Source organism: Sporosarcina sp. NPDC096371 (assembly GCF_044762865.1).
Lineage (GTDB): Bacteria > Bacillota > Bacilli > Bacillales_A > Planococcaceae > Sporosarcina.
Genome location: NZ_JBIWFE010000003.1, coordinates 516,455 through 542,626 on the forward strand (window position 1 = coordinate 516,455; position 26,172 = coordinate 542,626).

At 42.2% G+C, this 26,172-nt stretch carries 26 protein-coding genes; 23 read left to right on the forward strand and 3 right to left on the reverse strand.

Annotated elements, in window-relative coordinates:
* Positions 1-21: 21 nt before the first annotated feature.
* The 9 genes from ACIQ0H_RS11175 (at position 22) to ACIQ0H_RS11215 (ending at position 7,637) form a co-directional block, all read left to right on the forward strand.
* On the forward strand, positions 22-462 hold the full coding sequence (locus ACIQ0H_RS11175; RefSeq protein WP_403414340.1) for an NUDIX hydrolase: 441 nt from the start codon (positions 22-24) through the stop codon (positions 460-462).
* Positions 463-717: 255 nt separating this feature from the next.
* Positions 718-2,529, forward strand: coding sequence for a PAS domain S-box protein (locus ACIQ0H_RS11180; RefSeq protein WP_403414539.1), 1,812 nt, complete (start codon positions 718-720; stop codon positions 2,527-2,529).
* 144 nt (positions 2,530-2,673) lie between these two features.
* The gene (locus ACIQ0H_RS11185; RefSeq protein WP_403414343.1) at positions 2,674-3,762 is read left to right on the forward strand and encodes a M42 family metallopeptidase; all 1,089 of its coding nucleotides are present in this window, start codon (positions 2,674-2,676) and stop codon (positions 3,760-3,762) included.
* A gap of 144 nt (positions 3,763-3,906) precedes the next feature.
* A complete protein-coding gene (gene argF / locus ACIQ0H_RS11190) occupies positions 3,907-4,869 on the forward strand; it encodes an ornithine carbamoyltransferase (protein WP_403414346.1) in 963 nt (320 codons plus the stop codon).
* 126 nt (positions 4,870-4,995) lie between these two features.
* Positions 4,996-5,199 carry a helix-turn-helix transcriptional regulator gene (locus ACIQ0H_RS11195; RefSeq protein WP_403414348.1) on the forward strand — a complete coding sequence of 68 codons (204 nt, stop codon included), beginning with the start codon at positions 4,996-4,998 and terminating at the stop codon, positions 5,197-5,199.
* Positions 5,200-5,201: 2 nt separating this feature from the next.
* Complete coding sequence (locus tag ACIQ0H_RS11200) at positions 5,202-5,681, forward strand: hypothetical protein (RefSeq protein WP_403414351.1); 480 nt, start codon at positions 5,202-5,204, stop codon at positions 5,679-5,681.
* Positions 5,682-5,720: 39 nt separating this feature from the next.
* Positions 5,721-6,218, forward strand: coding sequence for a hypothetical protein (locus tag ACIQ0H_RS11205; protein WP_403414354.1), 498 nt, complete (start codon positions 5,721-5,723; stop codon positions 6,216-6,218).
* On the forward strand, positions 6,218-6,679 hold the full coding sequence (locus tag ACIQ0H_RS11210; protein WP_403414542.1) for a small multi-drug export protein: 462 nt from the start codon (positions 6,218-6,220) through the stop codon (positions 6,677-6,679). The genes ACIQ0H_RS11205 and ACIQ0H_RS11210 overlap by 1 nt, the downstream gene beginning before the upstream one ends.
* A 25-nt stretch (positions 6,680-6,704) precedes the next feature.
* Entirely contained in the window at positions 6,705-7,637 is a 933-nt protein-coding gene (locus ACIQ0H_RS11215) for an alpha/beta hydrolase (RefSeq protein WP_403414357.1), read from the forward strand.
* Between the two features lie 38 nt (positions 7,638-7,675).
* Here the strand turns inward: ACIQ0H_RS11215 and sspI are convergent, their stop codons facing one another.
* Positions 7,676-7,888, reverse strand: a complete 213-nt coding sequence (sspI, locus tag ACIQ0H_RS11220) for a small acid-soluble spore protein SspI (protein ID WP_403414360.1) — start codon at positions 7,886-7,888, stop codon at positions 7,676-7,678.
* Between the two features lie 91 nt (positions 7,889-7,979).
* On the opposite strand from sspI, the gene ACIQ0H_RS11225 reads away from it, so the two are divergent.
* The 3 genes from ACIQ0H_RS11225 to pheT all read left to right on the forward strand — a co-directional run bounded on the left by ACIQ0H_RS11225 (position 7,980) and on the right by pheT (position 12,651).
* Positions 7,980-8,744, forward strand: coding sequence for a TrmH family RNA methyltransferase (locus ACIQ0H_RS11225; protein WP_403414363.1), 765 nt, complete (start codon positions 7,980-7,982; stop codon positions 8,742-8,744).
* A gap of 444 nt (positions 8,745-9,188) precedes the next feature.
* Complete coding sequence (gene pheS / locus ACIQ0H_RS11230; RefSeq protein ID WP_403414366.1) at positions 9,189-10,226, forward strand: phenylalanine--tRNA ligase subunit alpha; 1,038 nt, start codon at positions 9,189-9,191, stop codon at positions 10,224-10,226.
* Between the two features lie 13 nt (positions 10,227-10,239).
* Positions 10,240-12,651, forward strand: a complete 2,412-nt coding sequence (gene pheT, locus ACIQ0H_RS11235) for a phenylalanine--tRNA ligase subunit beta (protein WP_403414369.1) — start codon at positions 10,240-10,242, stop codon at positions 12,649-12,651.
* 75 nt (positions 12,652-12,726) lie between these two features.
* On the opposite strand, the gene ACIQ0H_RS11240 is transcribed toward pheT, so the two are convergent.
* Together ACIQ0H_RS11240 and rnhC are read right to left on the reverse strand one after the other, a co-directional pair.
* Positions 12,727-13,314: a hypothetical protein gene (locus tag ACIQ0H_RS11240; protein WP_403414371.1), complete on the reverse strand. Its 588-nt coding sequence runs from the start codon at positions 13,312-13,314 to the stop codon at positions 12,727-12,729.
* A 24-nt stretch (positions 13,315-13,338) separates the two neighbouring features.
* Positions 13,339-14,274, reverse strand: a complete 936-nt coding sequence (gene rnhC, locus ACIQ0H_RS11245) for a ribonuclease HIII (RefSeq protein ID WP_403414374.1) — start codon at positions 14,272-14,274, stop codon at positions 13,339-13,341.
* 338 nt (positions 14,275-14,612) lie between these two features.
* On the opposite strand from rnhC, the gene zapA reads away from it, so the two are divergent.
* The 11 genes from zapA to trxA all read left to right on the forward strand — a co-directional run bounded on the left by zapA (position 14,613) and on the right by trxA (position 26,143).
* Positions 14,613-14,873 carry a cell division protein ZapA gene (gene zapA / locus ACIQ0H_RS11250; protein WP_403414376.1) on the forward strand — a complete coding sequence of 87 codons (261 nt, stop codon included), beginning with the start codon at positions 14,613-14,615 and terminating at the stop codon, positions 14,871-14,873.
* Between the two features lie 9 nt (positions 14,874-14,882).
* Complete coding sequence (locus ACIQ0H_RS11255; RefSeq protein ID WP_403414379.1) at positions 14,883-15,422, forward strand: CvpA family protein; 540 nt, start codon at positions 14,883-14,885, stop codon at positions 15,420-15,422.
* Between the two features lie 130 nt (positions 15,423-15,552).
* On the forward strand, positions 15,553-17,259 hold the full coding sequence (polX, locus tag ACIQ0H_RS11260) for a DNA polymerase/3'-5' exonuclease PolX (RefSeq protein WP_403414382.1): 1,707 nt from the start codon (positions 15,553-15,555) through the stop codon (positions 17,257-17,259).
* Positions 17,260-17,275: 16 nt separating this feature from the next.
* A complete protein-coding gene (locus ACIQ0H_RS11265) occupies positions 17,276-19,630 on the forward strand; it encodes an endonuclease MutS2 (RefSeq protein WP_403414385.1) in 2,355 nt (784 codons plus the stop codon).
* A gap of 227 nt (positions 19,631-19,857) precedes the next feature.
* On the forward strand, positions 19,858-20,271 hold the full coding sequence (locus ACIQ0H_RS11270) for a DUF350 domain-containing protein (RefSeq protein ID WP_403414388.1): 414 nt from the start codon (positions 19,858-19,860) through the stop codon (positions 20,269-20,271).
* A gap of 255 nt (positions 20,272-20,526) precedes the next feature.
* Positions 20,527-22,239: an AMP-binding protein gene (locus tag ACIQ0H_RS11275; protein ID WP_403414391.1), complete on the forward strand. Its 1,713-nt coding sequence runs from the start codon at positions 20,527-20,529 to the stop codon at positions 22,237-22,239.
* 76 nt (positions 22,240-22,315) lie between these two features.
* Positions 22,316-22,897: a fatty acid metabolism transcriptional regulator FadR gene (locus tag ACIQ0H_RS11280; protein WP_403414394.1), complete on the forward strand. Its 582-nt coding sequence runs from the start codon at positions 22,316-22,318 to the stop codon at positions 22,895-22,897.
* 230 nt (positions 22,898-23,127) lie between these two features.
* Positions 23,128-23,901, forward strand: coding sequence for an enoyl-CoA hydratase (locus ACIQ0H_RS11285; RefSeq protein WP_403414397.1), 774 nt, complete (start codon positions 23,128-23,130; stop codon positions 23,899-23,901).
* A 24-nt stretch (positions 23,902-23,925) separates the two neighbouring features.
* On the forward strand, positions 23,926-24,699 hold the full coding sequence (locus ACIQ0H_RS11290; protein ID WP_403414400.1) for an electron transfer flavoprotein subunit beta/FixA family protein: 774 nt from the start codon (positions 23,926-23,928) through the stop codon (positions 24,697-24,699).
* Between the two features lie 12 nt (positions 24,700-24,711).
* Positions 24,712-25,680, forward strand: coding sequence for an electron transfer flavoprotein subunit alpha/FixB family protein (locus ACIQ0H_RS11295; RefSeq protein WP_403414402.1), 969 nt, complete (start codon positions 24,712-24,714; stop codon positions 25,678-25,680).
* A 148-nt stretch (positions 25,681-25,828) separates the two neighbouring features.
* The gene (gene trxA, locus ACIQ0H_RS11300) at positions 25,829-26,143 is read left to right on the forward strand and encodes a thioredoxin (RefSeq protein WP_403414405.1); all 315 of its coding nucleotides are present in this window, start codon (positions 25,829-25,831) and stop codon (positions 26,141-26,143) included.
* The last annotated feature ends 29 nt before the right edge of the window (positions 26,144-26,172 follow it).

Genomic DNA, 26,172 nt, shown 5'->3' on the forward strand with positions numbered 1-26,172 from the left:
AAGAAAGGGGGGGTTAAAGAGATGAAAAGGGTAGATGTTGCCTATGTATTGCTATTTGATGAGCATGGAGATAATGTCTTATTGGTCAAAAATAAAGGGCGTGGAGCTTCTTACTACACACTCCCAGGAGGAGCGGTTGAGAAAGGGGAAACACTTGAAGAGGCAGCAATTCGTGAGGTGAAAGAAGAAACTGGGTTAGATGTACAACTAGATGGTATTTTTACTGTAAGTGAGGCATTTTTTGAAGAAAGAGGACATCATGCTATTTTCTTTACTTTCATTGGAAAAATAATTGGTGGTGCAATTAATATTTCAATACCTGAAGAAATCGAAGAAATTACTTGGATGGCTCCGCAACTAGCAGAACAATATATACATATCTCAAGTGGATTTCAAGGGTTGATTGATAGTAAAATGACGGTTCCCTACATTCTTCGTGAAGCAGGAAGATATCAATCTTAATATTGCAAGGCCATTAAAACATTCACGATACGTTGTCATAGAGTATTTGAAATAACTAAGAAGCCAGGTGGATACCTAGGCTTTTTATTTTCCAAGAATAGGGTTTCGGGTTGCGCGCTAGCTATGAATGATTCAAAATATAGGTATTTAACTGAATTTATGGAAGTGGTGGACAACTGTGATATGTTTGAAAGAAATATGTTAGAATAGCAGTTATATTAGTTTATACTTCTGGAAAAGGGAGAGGTTTTGGTGATGAATACGGATACGGATGTAGATGATTGGATAAGTACTGGAAATGTTGAAACAATCATTTTTAGTTTGACAAGAGACGGGGTCATTCTTAACGCGAATAAAGAATTCTGTCAAATGTTAGGAAGAGAAATCCATTCTATAACCGGTGCATCGATGTTGGAAGTTGTGCATGTGGAAGATCGCACATTGTTCATGCAGCGTATCACTGAATCCTATGAAGGAAATATTATTCCGTTTACCTTTAGATCGACCAGAAGAAAAGGGAATAGTTTGCCGTTTTATGTGAATATGTGTAGATGGATTTCTCAGGACGAAGTTTGTATACATGCCATTCCGATTGTAGATCCATCCAACTATACGGCAATTGAACAATCGTTAGTTGAAAAGAAAATTACGGTATTCGACATTACAGATAGCGCTGCCATCAACTGTGATTTTAATGGGATTGTTGTTGCGGTTAATAGCGATTATGATAAGCTCTTTGGTTGGAAACATAAAGAACTGAAGGGGAATAAAAGTCCATTCGTTCCTGAGTTTCTTTTGCATAAAATGATAGAAATTAAAGAACGATTGCTTGCTGGCGCAAAAGTCATCCGAATGAACACCGCTAGAATGACGAGAAACGGGATTATGATTCCAGTTAATCTCACTATATTGCCAGATTATGATAGCGGAGGAACGGTCCAGGGCGTCTTTGCGCTTTCAAGAAAGCTTGAAGAAACGCTAGAAATGAAAGCGTTCATCGAACAGGAAATGTCGAATATTGTCCAACAAGAAATGTTGATAAAGGATATTACAAATAACTTGGAAGTTGGAATATGTCAGTATGACGTCGAGCAGGAAAAGTTCCTTTATATAAATCCAGGGATGGGACGGCTTCTAGGGGTACCTATTTTCGATTTATTGCAGGACAAAATGCTGTTAGTTTCAACATGTCATCCGGATGATGAACATGAACTCATTCGATTTTACGATGAATTATCGAAAGAGTTTACAGAAATCGAGTATCGCGTGCTAAATATAGATGGAGGGTTTTCTTGGGTTCGAACTAAGATTACGCCGGTCATGGATGAGGCAGGGAATGTTGTACGATACGTTTCGATTTCGCATGATATATCTAAACAAAAAATGCAAGACGAGCTTTTAAGAAAATGGGATAAGCTAAATATTGTTGGGCAATTATCCGCTAGTCTAGCTCATGAAATTAGAAATCCATTAACAACTGTAAAAGGTTTCATTCAATTATTTGCAATGGGGCCGGAAAATACATTCGGGCCAATCATGATAGAAGAGCTCGATAAGATTGAGTCGACTATTGAAGATTTCCTTCAACTCGCAAAGCCGAGTATCGGTACAGCGTTCACGGCTGCATCTATCCATGAGCAACTAATTCGCACAGTTTCATTGATGGAAAAAGAAGCATGGCTACATAATATTAAATTAAACTTAAAATTGCATGATCAAGATCAATTTATCAATTGTGAATCGGGCCAAATTCAACAAGTGTTCATAAATCTGCTGAAAAATTCAATTGAGTCAATGCCGGACGGCGGGGAAATAGAAGTAAGTACGATGGTTGAAGAAAATCAAATGGTCAAAATCACTGTTGTAGACACTGGGATCGGGATACCCCCAGAACGTTTAAGCAAATTAGGAGAGCCATTCTATTCTCATAAGGAGAAGGGAATTGGTTTAGGGCTGATGGTTAGTTATAAAATTATTGAAAACCATAATGGATCCATACGGTTTAAGAGTACAGAAGGTTATGGAACAACTGTAGAGGTCCGGCTTCCGATATCAGGTGGAGACTAACTTTGTGACTATTTGCAGGGGATAGAAACATTGATGATGAAAGCAACATGTTTTTTTATTTGATTCTCAATGCGAAATGTTTTGATAACAGCAATCATTTCGCATATACTACTCTTGTACGATTTATTTAGGAGGTCGAAGTAATTGACGAATTTAGATGAAACATTGGTAATGTTGAAAGCGCTCACAGATGCGAAGGGAATTCCCGGAAACGAACGTGAACCGCGTGAAGTAATGAAGAAATACATAGAGCCATTTGCAGATGAAATTGACCAAGACGGTCTTGGTTCATTGATTGCTAGAAAAACAGGCGATTCGAATGGTCCGAAAATTATGCTAGCAGGACATCTTGATGAAGTTGGTTTCATGATTTCTAAAATCGACGACAAAGGTTTCCTATCCTTTCAAACAGTTGGTGGTTGGTGGTCACAAGTTATGCTCGCACAGCGCGTAACGATTGTGACACGTAAAGGAGATACAGTGACAGGGGTTATCGGATCAAAACCGCCACATATCTTGACGGCAGAAGCGCGTAACAAACCGGTCGATATTAAGGATATGTTCATTGATGTCGGTGCAACTTCGAAAGAGGAAGCAATGGAGTGGGGTATTCTACCAGGAGATATGGTCGTACCGTATTTCGAATTCACAGTGATGAATAATGAAAAATACCTTCTTGCTAAAGCATGGGACAACCGTATCGGTATTGCCATTGCGATTGAGGTATTAAAAGCGCTGAAAGCTGAAAATCATCCAAACATCGTTTTCGGTGTGGGAGCGGCGCAAGAAGAAATTGGTCTTCGTGGTGCGCGTACAGCAGCAACAAAAATTCAGCCGGATATCGGTTTTGCAGTTGATGTAGGTATTGCTGGGGATACGCCAGGGGTTACATCGAAAGAAGCAACAGGTAAGATGGGCGACGGTCCTCAAATTCTATTGTTTGATGCTTCGATGGTATCTCACAAAGGATTGCGTGACTTTGTTGTCGATACAGCTGAAGAACACGGTATTCCTTACCAGTTTGAAACGATTCCAGGCGGTGGTACGGACGCCGGTGCAATCCATCTTTCAGGACATGGTGTACCGTCCCTTGCGATCTGTATTCCAACACGTTATATTCATTCACATGCAGGCATTCTGCATCGTGATGATTTTGAAAACACGGTAAAACTGATTGTCGAAGTGATTAAGAAACTAGACCGTGACGCGGTCAATGCCATTACATTTGATTAATTAAAGGATTTAATTGCTCTAGCTATCTAAAATAGCTAGGGCATTTTTTATTTCTATTAATTAATAAAAATGCGCTTGACTTTATATTTATGCATACTATATACTGTGTTATACAAAGTGGAAACAGGGATAGGGGATGACGATATGGTGAAACTTAAAGAGGTAAACAGTGATATTGCAAAGGGATTGAAGGGGAAGGACCTATTATCCCTTCTTGATTATACAAGTGAAGAAGTTGCATATTTATTAGATTATGCGAATAACATGAAAAAAGAAATGCTTGCGGGCAATATGCCACCTATTTTAGCTGGTAAGACGCTCGGGATGATTTTTGAAAAGCATTCAACACGTACACGGATCTCATTTGAAGTTGGAATGATCCAACTTGGTGGTCATGCGATGTTCATGAACGCACGCGATTTGCAAATCGGCCGTGGAGAATCTGTGTATGATACAGGACATGTATTGTCGGAGTATTTAGATGGTGTTATGATTCGTGCGAACTCACATGAAATGGTGAAGGAATTGGCTGAACATACATCTGTTCCTGTCATCAATGGTCTAACAGATATTTTTCATCCGTGCCAAGCACTAGCAGATTTACTAACGATTTTGGAAGTAAAGGGATCGCTCGCTGGCAAGAAAATTGCGTATGTTGGGGATGGTAATAATGTAGCGCACTCGCTGATTATCGCCGCGGCGCATATGGGGATGCATGCAGCGGTTGCAACGCCAGTAGGGTTTGAATATAACGCAGATCTACTTGTCAAAGCGCAAGCGATAGCCGCTGCGAACGGCGGAAGTGTTGTCACAACAACGAACCCGGTGGAAGCAGTAAAAGATGCAGATGTCGTTTATACAGATGTTTGGACCAGTATGGGGCAAGAAGAGGAAGCGGTGGCGCGCCTAGAAGCGTTTAAGGATTTCCAAATTAACGATGAATTGGTCGCACACGCAAAAGAAGATTATATGTTCTTGCATTGTCTACCAGCGCACCGTGAGGAAGAAGTCGCAACTTCTGTGATTGACGGACCAAATTCATATGTATTCCAACAAGCAGGCAATCGTCTACATGCACAGAAAGCAGTTTTGGCTTTAGTGTTGTAATCAAATAGTATCAACAAGTCCGGGTCTTTATTGACCGGGCTTTTTTGTGCATTAAACTTAACCTAATGCATACAATACTTTACATGATGTTAAGTATAGTGTACATTTTAACCAGGAGGTGTCACGATGCTAAAAAATCGGTTGAAGGAATTGCGAGCAAGACATAATTTTACACAAATTGAATTAGCTAAACGCGTTGGCGTGACACGCCAAACGATTGGTTTCATTGAAAAAGGTGAATTTTCACCTTCCGTAACATTATCCTTGAAACTGGCCCGTGCGTTGGATTGTGATATTAACGAATTATTTTGGTTGGAAGGGGAGGAATGAACATGAAGAAAGATTTTCGTATTCAGTACCCGCTTTGGCAAATTGGTTTTTTGCTGGTAGCTACAATTGGCTTATTTGCATCGCAAGGTGGCATCTCGGATTTAATCTCAGCGCTTAATTTGGAAGCGATAGGAGGGGTTATCGTTCTCTTTTTGGGTGTTCTATTTATTGGGTTTGGACTAACTTTCAGAAAAAGATTAGCAGCGCATAATAAAAATAATCCCGACCGAAGACTATCGTTATTTCAACTTAAGCCATTCGAATATATTGAGGACGATGAAGGATGGCAATTTATTACTAGGCGTGCGTCACAGAAAGTGTATGCGTTTTTTACGGGGGCCCTCCCAGTATCTTTATATATTCATCTATGGTTTCAAGTACCGAGGTATGGCGTTGTTATCAATATCTTAGTGCTCGCAATCATGCAATATCTTATCTATTATTTGGAACTTCGTAAATATGTAGAGGAAGATATAGAGTGACGGAAACGAATTATTTTGGATGGAAGGGGAGGAATGACAGTGAAAAATGATATGAGAATTACGTATCCTTTATGGCAGATGGGTGCTATCTCCATATTGATGGTACTGGTGTTAATGACAAGTTATTCTTCTAATTTCGAGACGTTTAACGATGGAGGATTTGAATTTGCGATTAACTTCCAAGGGAAATTAGGCGTACTTTGGGGAATTACATTGCTCGTTTTCATCGTCTATGCATGGTTATTTTATTGGAATGTCGTAAAGCACAATAAACAGATGCCGAAGCATAAAATAAATGCTTTCTCATGGAAGCCGCAGGAATACATGGAGGATGACGAGTTATTTCAAGAATTTACGAAACGGGCAACGAAGAAAGTCTATTCTTATTTTGTTTGGGCCATTCCGTTTTTAGCTAGTCTATATCTAGTATTTCAGGTAGGAACGACAGGGATGATATTAGGACTCTTGCTTCTTTCGATGGGGCAGTATGTAATTTATTACACAGAAATCAGAAAGTATATGGGGGAAGATGAATGATGTTTGAATACTTTTTAGTGTTTCTAGGTGCTGCCATTCCGTGGTTAGAAATCGCACTTGTTATCCCTTTAGGAATCATTAGTGGACTTTCACCATTTTGGGTGATGCTGCTTGCATTTGTTGGTAATCTGCTGACCGTGATGATCCTTATTTTTGCCTTTCAAAAAGTGAAGGTTTGGATGGAGTCACGGAAAAAGAAGGATGGCAAAGGGGATTCCAAGCGAACTGAACGGGGCAAACGGATTTGGAATAAATACGGAATGCCAGGGCTTGCGCTACTTGGTCCGATTTTAATAGGTACACATATTGCAGCATTCATCGGGTTATTGTTTGGTGCGAGTAAAGTAAACACAACCATTTGGATGACGATCAGCATTGCATTATGGACGCTTGTTTTTGGCATTGCGACGGCGATGGGCTTTGATTTCTTTATTCAAACGGGGAGTGTAATCCCTGAATGAAGTGGAGCAGTAGGAGAGGTATTACATGATGAAAAGAATACTTATGATTTCACTTAAAATAATTGGCGTTTTTGTTGCAGCAATCGTTATTTTTCTAGTAACTGTTTTTACAGTGAATCTCATCAGCAATAAATCGGAGCTAGGAAAAATAGCAGACTACGGCCAGTTTGTAGCGGTAGATGGAAAAAATATGAATGTGACGATTCAAGGACAAGGCGAAGAAACAGTGGTGTTATTGCCAGGTTATGGAACAGGTTCGCCAGGTATTGACTTTATGCCACTTGTGGAAGAGCTGTCTCCATTTTATAAGGTCGTTGTGATTGAGCCTTTTGGCTATGGATTGAGTGATATATCCGAAAAGGAACGGAGTATTGACAATATTGTAGATGAAACACATGAAGCCTTGCAGCAACTCAATATTGACCGCTATATTCTGATGGGGCATTCGATTGCTGGCATCTATGGGTTAGAATATGTTAACCGCTACGAAAACGAAGTCAGTGCGTTTGTGGGAATAGATAGTAGTTTCCCGTCGCAACCAGTAGAAGAATTTCCGGCAGAAAGCTATGAACTACTCAGAAAATCAGGTTTCCTCAGATTGATTATGAAGCTATCCCCTGACGAAACTGCACTACAAGAAGTAGATGAAGCAACAAAAGAGCAAGTGAGAATGATTTCGCTTAAAAATGTCATGAACCCAAACATCCTCAGCGAAGGGGAACAAATGGAACATAATTTTAAAGTTGCTCAAGATTTGACGTTTCCTAAAAAACTCCCTGTATTTTTCTTTTTAGCCGCAAATACTACAGATGTTGAAGGATGGGAAGAGGGGCATGAAGAGCAGATAAAAGATTCTATGCATGGTGAAGTGATGTCGTTTGAAGGCGGACATTATTTACATCATACGAGATCAAAAGAAATCGTTGAAAACTTTAGAAGGCTTTATGAAGTGAAATAATGCGTGGGTGACAGGCACCCACGCATTTCCCATACTATTCAACCCGCCGCAAATACTTGTGCTAACTCTCCGGCCATTTTCGACTTTTCTTGTTCACCCGAACTGTTCCATAGTTTTTCAAAGAACACGCCGAGTCCTGGTAGTAGGTGTTCTTCGCCTCGCTTGATGGCATCTTCGACGACGTTACGGACATCTTCCGCTGAGTTATTTTTCATGTTTGCCGTAATGGCGTCTCTTATTTGAAAATCCATTTTATCAACCTCCCACAATCATTTTGTACACAAATATCGCCAACTATACCGTCATTTGATACACTGAAAAGAAAAAGGCGGTAACATTCACATGAAACGTATTGAATCACCACAAAACTCACTCGTGAAACATTGGAAAAAGCTCGTATCAACACGAAAAGAGCGCGACAAAACTGAAGAGTTCCTAGTAGAAGGTTTCCATCTTGTTGAAGAAGCATTAAAGAAAGAAGAGGTCATTCTTGCATTAATTATTCGAGATGGCGTTGAATTTCCGGCAGATTGGTCAACGGAAGGTGTACAGATTGTCGAAGTAAACAGTGCCGTTGCTAAGGAAATTTCAGAAACGGAGCACTCACAAGGCGTCTACGCGCATTGCCGCCAGCCACAACATGCCGAAGAAGATTTTGTATCATGGAAAAAACTATTGCTAATTGATGCCGTGCAAGACCCAGGTAATGTGGGGACGATGATTCGTACGGCAGACGCTGCGGGAATGGATGCGGTTATTCTCGGAAAAGGTTCTGCGGATCCGTATAATCCGAAAACGGTTCGTTCTGCACAAGGGTCCCATTTCAATATCCCTGTCGTCAGAGGCGATTTGATGGAATGGGCGACGAATTCAAAAGAAGCAGGCATCAAGGTGCTTGGTACAGGATTGCAAAATGCCGTCAATCATTCTGATGTCGAGCCACAAACAGAATTCGCCTTGATTATGGGTAATGAAGGTAGCGGTGTTGAACCCGAATTATTGGCGCTGGCAGATGCAACCGTGAAAATCCCAATGTACGGCAAAGCTGAGTCACTGAACGTTGCAGTGGCGACTGGGATTCTGTTGTATTCGTATTCAAAAAACTAACTAACGAAAGTTGAATAAATGGATACCATCTGTAAACTTAGCGAAGGAGCCATAGCGGGTTCAAAGATGATTTTTAATGCAACTATTTATTTCCATTGTTGATGAACAAAATGATTTCGGGTATACTACTAGTTATGAATTAAAATAAAAGCAATGACTGGGAAAAGTAAGCACCACACGAACCGAAAGGGAGTCCGCGCCTTGACTGAAAGCGCAGATGGGCAAGTGTCTGTTGAAGTTCACCCCATGAGCTGCCATCAGGACCAGCGAAAGCTGTAAAGATGTGCCGGCGCCGGACCGTTATTCCGATTTGAGTGATCATGCCTTCGGGTGTGATAATCAGGGTGGTACCGCGAAATCGTCCTCGTCCCTTTTATAGGGGCGGGGTTTTTTTTGTCTAGGCAGGTGCCCTACACTTTTGCTAATTTCGAAAGGAGAATCGATATGGAAGCACAATTAGAACAGTTAAAAGATGAGGCTCTCGCGAAAATTGAGGCAGCATCAGATGTTAAAGCATTAAACGAAGTTCGTGTCGCTTATTTAGGGAAAAAAGGACCCATCACGGATTTACTCAAAGGCATGGGGAAATTACCAGCTGAGGAACGTCCAAAAATGGGAGCGCTCGTCAATGTCATTCGTGAAGCTGTGACAGAGGTACTAGAAGAACGTATGGCGAAACTTGAGGAACAAGCCATCAACGAACAGCTTGCAAAAGAATCCATTGACGTGACATTGCCAGGTCGTCCTGCGCGTACGGGGAATCATCACCCGCTGACTCGCGTCGTCGAAGATATCGAAGACTTCTTCATCAGCATGGGCTATGAAATTGCGGAAGGTCCTGAAGTAGAAAAAGACTATTACAACTTTGAAGCTTTGAACTTGCCGAAAGGCCATCCAGCACGTGATATGCAGGATTCTTTCTATATTTCAGAAGATGTCCTTCTGCGTACACAAACGTCACCAGTTCAAGCGCGCACAATGGAAAAGAAGAACGGCGCGCCGATTAAAATTATTTGTCCAGGAAAAGTGTACCGTCGCGATAGCGATGATGCGACACATTCACATCAGTTCACACAAATCGAAGGGCTTGTTGTCGGTGAAAATATCCGAATGAGCGATTTGAAAGGAACTCTTGATTTATTCGCTAAGAAAATGTTTGGTACAGAGCGTGAAATCCGATTGCGTCCAAGCTTCTTCCCATTCACGGAACCATCCGTTGAAATGGATATTTCATGTTTCAAATGTGGCGGGTCAGGCTGTAACATTTGTAAGAAAACTGGTTGGATTGAAATTTTAGGTGCAGGCATGGTTCACCCGAACGTATTAAGAATGTCTGGATATGATCCAACTGTCGTCTCAGGTTTCGCTTTTGGTATGGGGCCTGAACGAGTTGCGATGTTGAAATATGGTGTGGAAGATATCCGTCATTTCTATACGAATGATGTGCGTTTTGTATCGCAATTCCACCGGACGGAAGCTTAAAGGGGGAGACGACATGTTAGTATCTACAAAATGGTTAAGTGATTACGTAAATATAGAGGGTATTGCTCCTGGAGAACTTGCGGAGAAAATTACACGTTCTGGAATTGAAGTCGATACGATTATCGATCGTTCTCAAGGCATGACGAACGTTGTTGTCGGTTATGTGAAGGAATGTGTGAAGCACCCGGAAGCCGACAAATTGAATATTTGTCAAGTAGACGTTGGTGAAGAAATCACGCAAATTATTTGTGGGGCTGCCAACATTGCCGAAGGGCAAAAAGTCATTGTGGCACGTCCTGGCGCAGTACTACCGGGCAACTTTAAAATTAAAAAAGCAAAATTACGTGGTGAAGAGTCGAACGGCATGATTTGTTCACTACAAGAGCTTGCTGTTGAAGGAAAACTCGTGCCAAAAGCGTACGCAGAAGGCATTTATGTACTTCCTGCCACTGCAGTACCAGGTGAGAGTGCTTTGCCCCTCATTGGACTCGATGATACAGTGCTTGAATTTGATTTGACACCGAATCGTTCGGATGCACTAAGCATGCTTGGGGTTGCATATGAAGTCGGCGCGATTTTATCGCAAGGTATTCAATTGCCGGAAATTTCTTATACAGAATCGGCTGAAAAAGCGGAAGATGTACTGAAACTACGTATCGATGCAAAAGAAAGTAATCCAATGTACGTGGCTAAAGTCGTGAAAAACGTCAAAATCGCTGAATCACCATTATGGCTTCAAAACCGTTTAATGGCGGCAGGCGTACGTCCACATAATAACGTAGTCGACATTACGAACTACGTATTGATGGAATATGGGCAACCACTTCATGCGTTCGATTATGACCGTCTTGAAACTGGCGAAATCACTGTACGGTTGGCGGAGCAAGGTGAGAAAATCACGACGTTGGATGAAACAGAACGTACGCTTGAATCTCATCAGTTAGTCATTACAAATGGTAACGAACCTGTTGCAATTGCGGGTGTTATGGGCGGATTGAATTCCGAAGTACATGATGGCACAACGACAGTTGTAATCGAATCCGCTTATTTTGCACCAGGATCTGTTCGACGCACGTCGAGAGAGATTGGACTGCGTAGTGACGCGAGCACACGTTTTGAAAAAGGTGTGGATCCAGCACGAGTGATTGCAGCTGCAGAACGTGCGGCTCAGCTGATGGCTGATATTGCAGGCGGTGAAGTGTTGAGTGGATCAGTAATGATAGATGAACTCGACAAGACACCTGTACGCATCACGGTTTCTCCGGACTATATTAATAATCGTCTCGGGATGAAAATTTCACTTGAAGAAATGCTATCTATTTTAGACAGATTGCAAATTCAGACAGAAGCTGTTAACGGCAAACTGGTTATCGATGCACCGACTCGCAGGCAGGATCTGCGTATCGAAGAAGATATTATCGAGGAAATTGCACGTATGTATGGATATGACCAAATCCCAATGACACTTCCCGTTACAGAATCAACACCGGGCGGATTGACACCGTATCAGGCTAAACGTCGTACGGTGAGAACATTCTTAGAAGGTGCGGGACTGTATCAGGCGCTGTCGTATTCATTGACATCTAAAGAACAGGCGCAAGCCTACGCACTTGAAACGGCACCAGTCACAGAGTTGCTAATGCCGATGAGTGAAGAGCGTAGTGTACTTCGCCAGAGTATCATCCCACACCTTTTGGAAGCAGCGACGTATAATGTTGCACGCCGTATGGACTCGGTTGCATTGTATGAAACAGGTTCAGTATTCCTTGGCGAAGAAGAAGATGGTCTGCCACAGGAAGTGGAACATGTTGCCGCAGTGATCACAGGTAAATGGGTAGACCATGCGTGGCAAGCCGAAACAAAACCAGTTGATTTCTTCGTGCTAAAAGGGATTGTTGAAGGCATGATGGATAGCCTTGGGTTAGTGGAAGGTTTAACTTTCGAACAAGCTGTAATTGACGGCATGCACCCAGGCCGCACAGCGAATATTTTCTATAATGGAGAGCGAATTGGTTTAATTGGCCAGATTCACCCGACAGAACAGAAAAAACGCGACTTGAAAAACACGTATGTGATGGAGATGAATCTTGCAAAAATCCTTGCGGTTGAAACGGCTGAATTGGTTTATGTACAGGTTCCACGTTTTCCATCGATTTCAAGGGATATCGCACTAGTCGTATCGAGCGAAACATCTGCTGGAGCACTTGAGCATGTCATTCGCAACGCAGGTGGTAAATTGCTGAAAACGGTTCGTTTGTTCGACTTGTATGAAGGAGCGAATGTTGAGGAAGGCAAGAAATCCGTTGCATTCTCATTGACTTACGCAGATCCGGAGCGCACATTAACAGATGAAGAAGTTGTTAAAGCGCACGATAAAGTGTTGAACGCATTAACGGCAGAAGCAGGGGCACTGCTTCGAGGGTAATTAAATGAAAGCCGCACACGGGATTTGGAATCCGTGTGCGGCTTTTTTTGCATATAATTTTGTGGACGAATTTTATTATCGACTAAAAGGTTCCACAACCGTAAAACCAATATCGGCCTTCAAATTGAAACTCTTGTCATCCGTTGCTTCCGGGAGGGCCGTAGTCTTAAATTCTGCAGACCCGTGGATGATATATTCTCCCTCAGGGAATCCCTCATTCATTAACATCTTAACAAATTCGACGTATGTGGCTTCGTCTTGATCACTATAACCACCGGCAAAATTATATTTTTGCCGTAATGATTCATCTTTTTTTAACGTCGTCATTATCAGTGGTTCATTCATGGGATAATCGATTTCAATCCCATGCGTCCTTTCTTCCAATGGGAAATAAAAAGGAGAGGCTGCATGGTAAATATCAATGGAGTCCATTTCTCCAACATACGTTAGCTCTGCGAAAATCGCAGTTTCACCGAATGTGTCATAGACGTCTTTTTCGGTAGATAGCTTGTAGATAAAATCACTTTTTTGTACCTTTGCTTCTGCCGGTGGAAGAGGGGAGGCAGGGTCGAAATCCACTTTTTTATTTGGTACACATGCACTAAGAATAAGAAGACAACAACTTAGAAAAAAGAGTTTTCTCAAAATAATCACCTCATCCATTAGAACGGTTGTGACGAAGAAAGGTTACTTCTTTTTCTTCAGCGCAATTGCCTTTGCTTTCCCCGCATTTGCAAAATGCCATTTCGTTAACGATTTCAATGTCTCTTCCCCATTTTTTAATAAAATCCGGGCGGCGACCTCGTCTACCTTCGATCCTGCCCCTTTTGGCAACTCAACCCCTGCAATACCACTAAGTCGATCCATCTCTTCTAAAAATGCCACACGGGCAATAATGGATGCGGCAGCGACAGACATATGTAGCCCTTCTGCCTTCGTTGAAAACAGCACATTTTCCCTGACGATTTCTGATTGTGCTTTAATATGATTATAATAAATACCGCGTTCCGCAAATTGGTCAATCAAAATATAATCGGGTTTTTCGCCGTCCATTTTCCGCAAGACGTGCCTAAGGGCTTGGTTATGGAGAAGAGCTTTGATTTTCCCCTGCGACCAGCCACGGGCTTGCACTTCGTTGTATTTGTCATTTTTTAATGTCAACACGTTATAGATAAGGGCTTCCTGCAAATCAGGAGCGATTTTTCGCATCAGGTCGTCTGTTAATTGTTTTGAGTCTCTGACACCGAGCTCCCGCACGAGTTCGACTTGATCGGCACGGACGAAACAGGCTGCAACCGTTACGGGACCGAAGAAGTCTCCTGTACCCGTTTCATCCGACCCGACGACGGACAGTTCCGCCAGGCGGTCTGGTAGGGTATCGCCTTTTACTTTTACTTTAGTGGGCGTCGCACTTCCTTCCGCCTTGCCCCAACGAGCGGCTTCTCTTTCAGCTCCGCCACCTTGGAACAGTACTTTGCCTGATTTATAGGCTGTGATGGATGTATCCGTTAGTTTTGCTGCAAAAACGACACCGGGCGCATTGCGTACAATTTTTGAAGATGCATAGTGGTTCATCACTTTTTTCAATCCTTGATCATCTACTAGAATAACTTGATTACTCAATTTAAAACTTCCTTTCGTCGACTGTATTCATTAGGAACATCAGAGATTGTCAGGCACTTAGTTGATAGTATAGTCGTAATTGCCCTTTAAAGGTCATCCGCAAACTTATACTATATGACGTTACAAGTGAAACCGTTTCATGGTATGATGGATAACAGAGTTTTTAACTTGTTTCCGCAAATATTTTTGTACTGAAAGAGATGCGTCAGATACAGAAGTCCGCCACTTCTATAAGTTGCGGGATGAATGCCGATATGCATTGCATTCAATGGGGATTGGTCCTGTTGAATTATGATAAGCATTCACCTAGGCGTAATTGATTGTAGGGGGTCGAGTCATTGACAGACGAACAGAAGACACGCATAACCGTTGATATTTACGGACAGACTTATACAATTGTCGGTACGGAAACTAGCAGTCATGTGCGCTTGGTCGCCTCGATGGTTGATGACAGGATGAGGGAGATCAGTGCCCGTAATCGATATCTCGACAGTTCGAAAATCGCTGTGCTCACTGCTGTTAATAGTGTACATGATTATCTTAAATTAAAAGAGCGGGTAGAACAAATAGAACAAGAATTGAATAAGTTGAAGGGTTGACGGTCTTACATGCTTGATTTACTAATATTATTTCTCCTATTTGCTGGACTTGTCACAGGTTTTAGACGAGGACTTATCTTACAAATTATACATATGACGGGATTTATCGCAGCACTTTTTGTCGCTTATACGTATTATAAACAACTCGCAGAGAAGTTTGTCCTGTGGATTCCATACCCGGGTGTGACGGCTGGTTCTAAGTTGTCGATGTCGCTTGAGGAACTCGATTTGGACGAAACATTTTATCATTTATTGGCCTTTGTCCTTATTTTTCTCATTGTCAAATTTGGATTGCAGTTAATTGCATCTATGTTCGATTTTTTGAAATACCTACCCGTCTTAGGTTTCCTTGCACGATTTGCCGGAGCATTGTTCGGATTTGTAGAGTTTTACATTCTCATTTTCCTTGTACTCTACCTGTTGGTCATGGTCCCTATCGATTTCGTTCAAGAACTGTTGGGTAAATCCATGCTTGCTAAGACGATGTTTGAACACACACCGTTGTTTTCCGAGATGGTGAAGAATTGGTGGTTCATTTACACAAAATGACAGCTTCCCCCTTGCCGGAGGGAAGCTTTTTTCTAGAGACAGGAAGGTAAAAATTTCTTACGATATACTAGTGATGAGCTTTGTTGACCCTGAACGGGCGCTTACACTTTTCATAATGGGAGGGCTTTTGTTGAATAAGAAAACAATCATTCGTACATTTGAAAAAATCGCTTTATATATGGAACTACTTGGGGAAAACCAGTTTAAAATTTCTGCATTCCGAAAAGCTGCCAATGTGCTAGAACTCGATCCGCGTAGTTTAGCCGAAATGGACGATATCCTAACATTAAAAGGGATTGGTAAAGGAACAGGTGCAGTGATTTCGGATTTGCTTGAAAAAGGCGAGTCTGATCTATTGAAGGAGCTAGAGGAGACGGTGCCAAAAGGATTGGTTCCTTTATTGAAAATTCCTGGACTTGGTGGCAAGAAAATCGCCAAGTTGCGTGAAGCGCTGGGCATTGATTCGGTCGAAACGCTACGCGCTGCATGTATCGCAGCGGAAGTTAGTAAGGTACCCGGTTTTGGTAAGAAGACTGAAGACAATATTTTGGCTGAAATTGAATTGTTAGGCACGCGACAAGGTAAATTTCCGATTTGGCAAGTGGAGAAGGTTGTCTCATTCGTGGAGCAGGAGTTACAAGCAATTCCTGAAATTACGCGTTTTTCTGTCGCGGGTAGTTTCCGTCGAACAGAAGAGGAAAGCAGTGATGTGGACTTCATCATTGTGACGGACGAGCCTGGCACTGTACGGGAGAAGTTGCTTGCCTCCTTGCCGCTTGTTGCTACAATCGCGGCGGGTGATGCTAAATTATCTGTCACGCTTGATTTGGAAGAGCAAATCGATGCGGATTTCCGTTTTGTGAAGGAAGAACAATTTGCGTCTGCCATCCACCATTTTACGGGTTCAAAGGATCACAACGTACGCATGCGTCAGTTGGCAAAATCAAGAGGCATGAAGATTAGCGAATATGGTGTGGAGAATGAGGATGGGTCTGTCACGACATTTGAGTCGGAAGCCCAATTTTTCGCCCACTTCGATTTACCTTTCATTCCCCCTGCGCTTCGGAGAAATGGCAGTGAAATCGAACGTATCGACGAGCTTGCTGGGTTGATTGCGGTGGAGGATATTCGTTCAGACTTGCATATGCATACGACATGGTCGGACGGCGGTTATTCAATCCGAGAAATGGTGGAGGCTTGTCGTGCGAAAGGCTACTCCTATATGGTTATCACGGACCATACGGAATACTTGAAAGTCGCGAATGGTTTAACGCCAGAACGCGTGCGTGAACAAATTGCAGAAATTCGTGCGTTAAATGATGAATATAAAGACATTGAAATTTTTTGCGGAACGGAAATGGATATCTTACCCGACGCAACGCTCGATTTTGATGATGAATTGTTGAGTGAGTTAGATTTTGTTATTGCATCTATCCATTCAAGTTTTAGCCAAACGCAAGAACAAATTATGGAACGACTTCATACAGCAATGAAAAATCCGCATGTCGATATGATTGCGCACCCAACAGGGCGTATTATCGGACAGCGTGAAGGTTATAACCCAGACATTCCACAACTCATTCAGTGGGCGAAGGAATATGGTAAAGTGTTAGAATTAAATGCGAATCCTTACCGGCTGGATCTTGCGACGGATTATTTGGTCATGGCGCAGGAAGCAGGCGTGCCAATCGCTATCAACACAGATGCGCATGCAATTGATCAATTGAAGTATATGGAGATTGGCGTGAATTATGGACAGAAAGCTTGGTTAAAAAAAGAAACGGTCGTGAATACATGGCCGCTTGATAAATTCCTCCGTGACATTGTCCGGAAATGAAAGGAAGTGTAAGGCATTGGAAAACCGTGTCTTAAAAACACTTGAGTTCGATAAAATTCGGGATATTGTGGCTACACATTGCACATCATATGCCGGTCGTTCTTATATGGAGAAATTAGTACCTGTTAGCGATTTTAACGAAGTGGTTCGATTACTTGAAGAAATGGATGAAGGATTGTCCATTCTCCGTGTTCGCGGCAATGTGCCGATGGGGGGAATTAGTGATATTCGCCCTCACGCCAAGCGCGCACAGATGGGGGGTATGCTCAGTGCCCACGAATTGATGGAGATTGCCAATACCATCCGTGCAAGTCGGGTTTTACGTCAATTCATCGAGGCGATTGTAGCCGATGAAGATATTGAGATTCCGCATTTCGTGGCTAAAAAAGAGCTAATCCCAATCTTGACTGGCTTGGAACATGAAATTAATGCGTGCATTGATGACAATGGACATGTTGTCGATAGCGCGTCAGGTTCGCTCCGTTCCATTCGTCAAGGGTTACGCCTGCAAGAAGGGCGCGTCCGTGAAAAGTTGGAAAGCTTTACCCGTGGTCGTAATGCGGCTAAAATGTTGTCTGATTCGATTGTTACGATTCGAAATGACCGCTTTGTGATTCCTGTAAAATCAGAGTATCGCTCGCATTATGGTGGTGTCATCCATGATATGTCATCATCTGGACAGACGTTGTTCATTGAACCAGACGCAGTTGTTCAAGCAAATAATGAAATTAGACGTTTGAAAATGCAGGAGCAAGAGGAAATTGAAAAAATTTTACTTGAGCTGTCTGCTAAAGTGCAGGAAATCGCCCATGATCTTTTCACGCTTGTTGCCGTCCTGGCGGAAATCGATATCATCCTAGCGAAAGCGAAATTTGGTATGGCGCATAAGTGTACGAAGCCTGAAGTGAACAACGATGGCTATATTCGTCTTGCGAAGGCGCGACATCCGTTGTTGCCGATTGAAACTGCCGTAGCCAATACAATTGAATTCGGGAAAGACATTACGACAATTGTAATTACGGGACCAAACACAGGTGGTAAAACGGTAACATTGAAAACGGTCGGCTTATGCACATTAATGGCACAAGCAGGGTTACCGATTCCCGCATTAGATGGTTCGGAAATTGCTGTATTCGATTCGGTCTATGCCGATATTGGGGACGAGCAATCTATCGAGCAAAGCTTGAGTACCTTCTCGTCACATATGGTGAATATCGTCGACATCATTAAAAAATACGATGATCGTTCATTAATCATCTTTGATGAGCTTGGTTCGGGTACAGATCCACAAGAAGGAGCAGCATTAGCTATTTCTATTTTGGATGAAGTACATGGGCATGGTGCACGCGTGATGGCAACGACCCATTATCCGGAACTAAAAGCGTATGGCTATAATCGTCCTGGAGTTGCCAACGCAAGTGTCGAATTTGATATTGAAACTTTGAGCCCGACCTATCGCCTGCTAATTGGCGTGCCAGGTCGCAGTAATGCGTTTGAAATTTCAAAGCGGCTTGGATTACAGGAACGAATCATTGAACGTGCGAAAACATTCACGGGGACAGATCGTGGTGAAGTCGATTCTATGATCGTGTCGCTTGAAACGAGTCGAGTTCAATCTGAAAAAGATGCGGAACAGACGCATGAAGTGTTGTTAGAGACAGAGCGATTGAAACTTGAGTTGGAAGAACGTTTAGCTGATTTTGACAGTATGAAAGAGCGTTTGGAAACCAAAGCGAAAGAAAAAGCTAAAAAAATCGTTGAAGATGCGAAACGTGAATCAGAGGCTGTTATTTCAGATTTGCGTGCGATGCGATTAAATGTCGGAGCGAATGTTAAAGAGCATGAATTGATTGAAGCACGTAAACGTTTGGAAGGTGCAGCACCGGTTGAAGCGAAAAAAGTGATCAAAGCGAAGGCGGCACCAAGGCCACTGCAAGTTGGTGATGAAGTGAAGGTACTGAGCTATGGTCAAAAAGGAACACTAATTGAAAAAGTATCGGGTCAGGAATGGGTCGTTCAAATCGGTATTTTGAAGATGAAGCTGGACCAGTCTGGCTTGGAATATGTCAAGCCGGAAAAAGAGAAACCAACTGTCGTATCGACTTCTGTAAGAGGTAGGGATTCATACGTTAAACTAGAGCTGGATCTACGAGGTGAGCGTTATGAAGATGCAATCTTCCGGACGGAAAAATATTTGGATGATGCACTGTTATCGAATTATCACCAAGTGTCGATTATTCACGGTAAAGGGACAGGCGCATTAAGACAAGGCATCCAAAAATTCTTGAAAAATCATTCCCGCGTAAAAAGCTTCCGATTTGGTGAAGCGGGCGAGGGTGGATATGGTGTCACTGTTGTGGAATTGAAGTAAAATGAAATCTTGTACGGTTGTGTATGAATATCTATTCAGATAGCCGAAGCGATAAGGCTAATAATGGTTTTCTATTAGGCTTATCGCGGGAGGTATTCACTAGCACTAAGGGGATTTTATAGGAATCTTCATTTTAAATATTTTAAAAAAGTTCGCTCCTTTTTGAAACCTTTTCCGTCTTTAACCGTATAGGTAGGAATGATCGAACGTAAAAGGAGCTTAACACTATGACGAAAACTGGATTTTGGAGTAATCCATTAGTAGAAACGGCAGGCTATTTCAGTGTTGTTGTCCTTTGTCTTATTGTTTCAATGGTGCTTTTTGAGCTCGTTACGAAATATAAGAATTGGGAAGAAATTCGAAAAGGGAATCTGTCAGTTGCGTTTGCAACGGGCGGAAAGATTTTTGGTGTCTGTAATATTTTCCGCTACTCCATCGAAAGGCATAATTCGTTGCCAGAAATGATTGGGTGGGGATTATTTGGATTTACACTACTTATCTTTGCTTATCTGTTGTTTGAATTCCTAACACCTAAATTCAAAATTGATAAGGAAATTGAAGCGGACAACCGTTCCGTAGGCTTTATATCCTTGATAATTTCAGTAGGGTTGTCATTTGTTATTGGGGCAAGTATTTCATAGGAGTCGTTATTAATGGAGAAATTAGCAAAAGTGTTACTGGCTGTATGCGTTATTTTTATTGCGGTCGGTATTTATTGGATGAATTTTGGTACACCGAGTTGGTTATTCTTTAATATGCCTTGACCGAGTATGTCGGTCAAGGCGTTTTTTCTATCCTTAAGTAAAATTCTCATTGTAAGCGGATTCATTTAGCTCTATAATTAAATATAGGAATATTCGAAGTTGTTGAATAGAGTAGGAGAAGGGGGTTTTTACATGACGGCGAAACCATGGTTAGATTTGTATCCTGCTGAAATCGCAAAGACGCTTGATTATGAACGGATTCCCATTCAAGAATTCCTCACAAGGTCTTGCAAAAAGTATCCCGAAAAAACTGCGATACATTTTCTTGGGAAAGAGATTTCGTATAAGGAATTTTATGAATCTGCTTTGAAGTTCGCAAACTACTTGAAATCGATTGGAATTGAAAAAGGAGATCGAGTGGCGATTATGTTGCCTAACTGTCCGCAAAGTGCAATCGCCTATTACGGCATCCTGTATATCGGAGCTATTGTTGTCCAAACAAATCCTCTCTACACGGAACGTGAATTGGCTTATCAACTCGTGGATTCTGGTTCAAAGGCGATCATTTCTCTCGATATTCTATTTCCTCGAATTTCAAAAGTCGTCAAAGATACGGAATTGGAGCATGTCATTATTACAGGCATTAAAGACTACTTGCCATTTCCGAAAAATCTTATCTATCCATTCATTCAGAAAAGAGAATATGGACTGACAGTGAATGTGGAGCATCGCGGGATGAATCATTTGTTTACTGAAATTATGAAAATCGCAAAACCGAGCCCTGTTCACTATGATTTTAATTACGATGAAGATATCGCCTTACTGCAATATACCGGAGGGACAACGGGACCGCCAAAAGGTGTCATACTTACGCATGCCAACTTGAATGCTAACGTTAAAATGTGTAATGAATGGCTATATAAATGTAAAGAAGGCGAAGAAACGGTATTAGGTATTCTGCCATTTTTCCATGTCTATGGCATGACAACTGTGTTAGTTCTTTCGGTTATGCTAGGAAACAAAATGGTGCTCATACCGAAATTTGATTTTGAAGCTGCTTTGAAAACGATTGATAAACAGAAACCGACGCTATTTCCGGGTGCGCCTACCATTTACATCGGATTATTGAACCATCCAGATCTTGCGAAATATAATTTATCATCCATAAAGGCATGTATTAGTGGTTCCGCGGCATTGCCGGTCGAAGTACAGGATGAATTTGAGAGGATTACGGGTGGGAAGTTAGTGGAAGGTTATGGCTTGACCGAAACATCACCTGTGACACATGCTAATTTTGTCTGGGCAACAGAACGGATAAAAGGCTCCGTTGGTGTACCATGGCCAGATACGAATGCTTGTATTCTCGGAATCGAGTCATCAGAGGCACTTGAGGTGGGTGAAATTGGCGAGATTGCAGTCAAAGGTCCACAAGTGATGAAAGGCTACTGGAATAAGCCGGAGGAGACAAATCGGACATTCCGAGACGGCTGGTTTTTAACAGGTGACCTTGGCTATATGGATGAGAAAGGTTATTTCTACGTTGTTGATCGTAAAAAAGATATGATTATTGCGAGTGGTTTTAATATTTATCCGCGCGAAATCGAGGAAATCCTGTATGAACATGACGCTATTCAGGAATGTGTAGTTGCAGGTATTCCGGATCCATACCGAGGAGAAACGGTCAAAGCCTATATCGTGTTGAAAGAAGGCGCTTCAGTAACGGAAGAACAGCTTGATGCGTATTGTCGTAAGAATTTGGCATCGTTCAAAGTTCCACGCAAGTATGAATTCCGCAGTGAATTGCCAAAAACGGCTGTCGGAAAAATTTTACGACGGACACTTGTGGAGGAAGACAAGAAGAAAGCCGAGCAGGAACTACAGACAGCATTAGAGGATAATGCTTGACACAACTGAAAATAAATAATAATATGAAAATATGAATGAATCGTCATTCATATTTTCTTTTTGGTGGTGATTAGTAGTGAAACGGGATAAGCCGAAGTATAAGCAAATCGTGGATGCGGCAGTGATTGTCATCGCTGAAAACGGATTTCATCAAGCGCAAGTGTCAAAGATTGCGAAAGAAGCTGGCGTTGCGGACGGGACAATCTATCTTTATTTTAAAAATAAAGAGGATATTCTTATATCTGTCTTCAGAGAAAAAATGGCGATTTTCGTCGAGAATGTCGAGGCTATATTGAAAAAAGACATTGATACATCGGAGAAGCTATTTAGGATGATTGACAATCATTTCCGTGTACTCCATGAAGACCGTCAACTTGCAATCGTCACACAACTTGAGCTTAGACAATCGAACAAAGAGTTACGGATTCGCATTAATGAAGTATTGAAGGAATACTTAGTACTTCTAGACGCTATCTTGAAAGAAGGAATTGATGGTGGTGTGCTCGATGCTGATCTTGATATCCGACTTGCAAGGCAAATGGTGTTTGGAACGATTGATGAAACAATCACTTCATGGGTGATGAACGATCAAAAATATGATTTATTGAAACTATCATCCGAGGTACATAGACTCATCATGAATGGAATGAAAGCTTAACTTGATTCAGCAGAACTCCCCACTTCTAAAAGCAGTGGGATGGATGTTGTATTGCATTTCAAATCAGGGGAGTCCAAACTCCTTGCTGATTCAAGTTAAGCCTCCGGCGGATGTCACAGATTTTCAAAGGAGCTTTTCGAGCGTGCTCGAAAAAATCTGGACGCAATTACGCCAAGGCGTAATTGATTTGACATGTAACAAAGGCGAAATGGATAGAAAGTGGGGATGAAATGGAGTCACTACAAGTAGTCATTAAAGATAGTGTAGCAGTTGCAACGATTAATAGGCCGCCCGCGAATGCACTTTCACGTGGACTCATACTGGAAGTGAATGCACTCCTTGACAAAGTGGAAAACGATGATTCAGTAAGAGTAATTGTTCTTCACGGGGAAGGGAAGTTTTTCTCGGCAGGTGCAGATATTAAAGAATTTACATCGATTACATCAGGGGAAGAATTTTCGGAATTAGCTGCAAGTGGACAACAAGTATTTGAACGCTTAGAACGCTTTACTAAGCCGGTCATTGCTGCTATTCACGGCGCGGCACTTGGTGGAGGACTTGAACTAGCGATGGGCTGTCATATACGCATCGTTACAAAACAAGCAAAACTAGGATTGCCAGAATTGCAGTTAGGTCTCATCCCTGGATTTGCAGGGACACAACGTCTACCGCGCTATGTCGGTATGCCTAAAGCGGCGGAGATGTTGTTGACAAGTGAGCCAATCAGTGGGGAAGAGGCAGTTCGTCTTGGACTTGCAAACCATGCGTATGCAGATGAAGAGTTGCTGTCTAAAACGATGGAGCTTGCGAAAAAAATTGCGAAGAAAAGCCCTGTTGCAGTAAAAGCTGCACTGGAGATGTTGCAATATACAAAACCAGCTTCCTATTACGAAGGCGTCAAAGCAGAATCCGATGCGTTCGGAGAAGTTTTCGTCTCGGAAGATGCGAAAGAAGGAATCCAAGCATTCCTTGAAAAACGCCAACCTGTGTTCACGGGAAAATAATCAAAAGTTGAGGGGGTATGTAAGATGAATATTTATGTATTAGTAAAACGGACATTTGATACAGAGGAAAAAATTGCGATTACCAATGGTAAAATTGCCGATGATGGTGCGGAGTTTATCATTAACCCATATGACGAATATGCGATTGAAGAAGCCATTCAAGTGCGCGATGCACATGAGGGTGAAGTAACGGTCATTACAATCGGTGACGAGGATGCGGAGAAACAATTACGTACTGCACTAGCAATGGGGGCAGATAAAGCAGTCCTTATTAATACTGAAGATGATCTTGATGAGATGGATGAATTTACAGCTGCTAAAATTATCGCCGAATATTTGAAAGATAAAAAAGCAGATTTAATCCTTGCTGGAAACGTAGCCATTGACGGCGGGTCAGGACAAATTGGACCACGTGTGGCTGAACTTCTTGACATCAACTATGTAACTACTATTACGAGTCTAGACATCAACGGCACAACTGTGAAAATCGTTCGTGATGTTGAAGGTGATTCTGAAACGATTGTAACAGCGCTACCGCTTCTGGTAACTGCGCAGCAGGGTCTTAACGAACCACGCTACCCATCACTTCCGGGTATCATGAAAGCGAAGAAAAAGCCGCTAGATAAGCTTGAGCTGGATGATCTCGATTTGGATGAAGATGATGTAGCAGCGAAAACAGAAACGATTGAAGTGTATCTTCCACCGCAAAAAGCAGCGGGACGGGTTCTTGAGGGCGATATCGCTGATCAAGTAAAAGAACTTGTGAATCTATTAAATTCTGAAGCGAAAGTAATTTAAGGGGGTCTATACATGTCTAACAAAGTAGTAGTACTTGGGGAAGTGCGAGAAGGGGCATTGCGTAATGTGTCATTCGAAGTAATCGCGGCAGCGAAAAAGATTTCGGGCGGCGGAGAAGTAGTTGGCGTATTGCTTGGCGACGCTGTTCAATCACTTGCGGAAGAAATGATCCATTACGGTGCTGACCGTGTTATCACTGTGGAACATCCACATTTAAAACAATATACATCTGATGCATTCGGTCAGGCGTTTATGGCTGTTTACGAGCAAGAGAAACCGGGAGCTGTTGTGTTTGGTCATACAGCACTAGGGAAAGACTTGTCACCGAAAATCGCGAGTAAATTGGCGTCTGGTTTAATTTCAGATGTGACAGCTATCGAAGGTGAAGGCGATGATGCTGTGTTCATTCGCCCGATCTATTCTGGTAAAGCATTTGAAAAAGTGAAAAATAAAGAAGGACTACTGTTCATTACAGTTCGTCCGAACAATATTACGCCGCTTGAACAAGATGCGAGCCGTACAGGCGATGTGTCAGCTGTTTCCGCAGAGATTACTAGCCTTCGTTCAGTGATTGCTGAAGTGGTTCGGAAATCAACGGAGGGTGTTGACCTTTCTGAGGCGAAAGTTGTTGTCGCTGGTGGTCGTGGTGTGAAAAGTGCAGAAGGATTTGAGCCTTTACAAGAACTAGCAACGCTTCTGGGTGGGGCAATTGGGGCATCCCGTGGCGCATGTGACGCGGACTACTGTGATTATTCATTACAAATCGGTCAAACAGGTAAAGTAGTGACACCAGACTTGTATATCGCTGCGGGTATCTCAGGTGCCATTCAGCATATGGCGGGAATGTCTAACTCGAAAGTAATCGTTGCGATCAACAAAGATCCGGAAGCGAATATTTTCAAAGTTGCGGATTATGGAATTGTTGGCGACTTGTTTGATGTTATTCCGTTGATGATTGAAGAGATTAAAAAAATGAAGTGATTTTTCGGTGCCAGTTGCGTTCACGATTCATGGTCTTCGAATTGTGACAGCATCTGGCATTTGTTGCATAAGATAAAGCATATATTTAGCCCGCGCTATCACCGCGTGATATACTACGAACATAGTTATTAAAGGAGGAAATTTTACCATGGCAATTATTAATGCGACTGATCAGAACTTTGCTGAAAATATTAAAGAAGGACTCGTCCTTGTAGACTTTTGGGCACCTTGGTGTGGACCATGTAAAATGATCGCGCCAGTTCTTGAAGAATTAGATGGCGACATCGATGGGAAAGCGACAATTGTTAAAGTTGACGTTGACGACAACCAAGGAACTGCAAGTGACTATGGTGTTATGTCTATCCCAACGCTTATCCTTTTTAAAGATGGCGAAATGGTTGATAAAGTGGTCGGTTTCAAACCGAAAGATGCTCTTGCTGAATTGATCGAAAAACACGCGTAAATGAATAGAATAACCGGGTCCCTTCATTG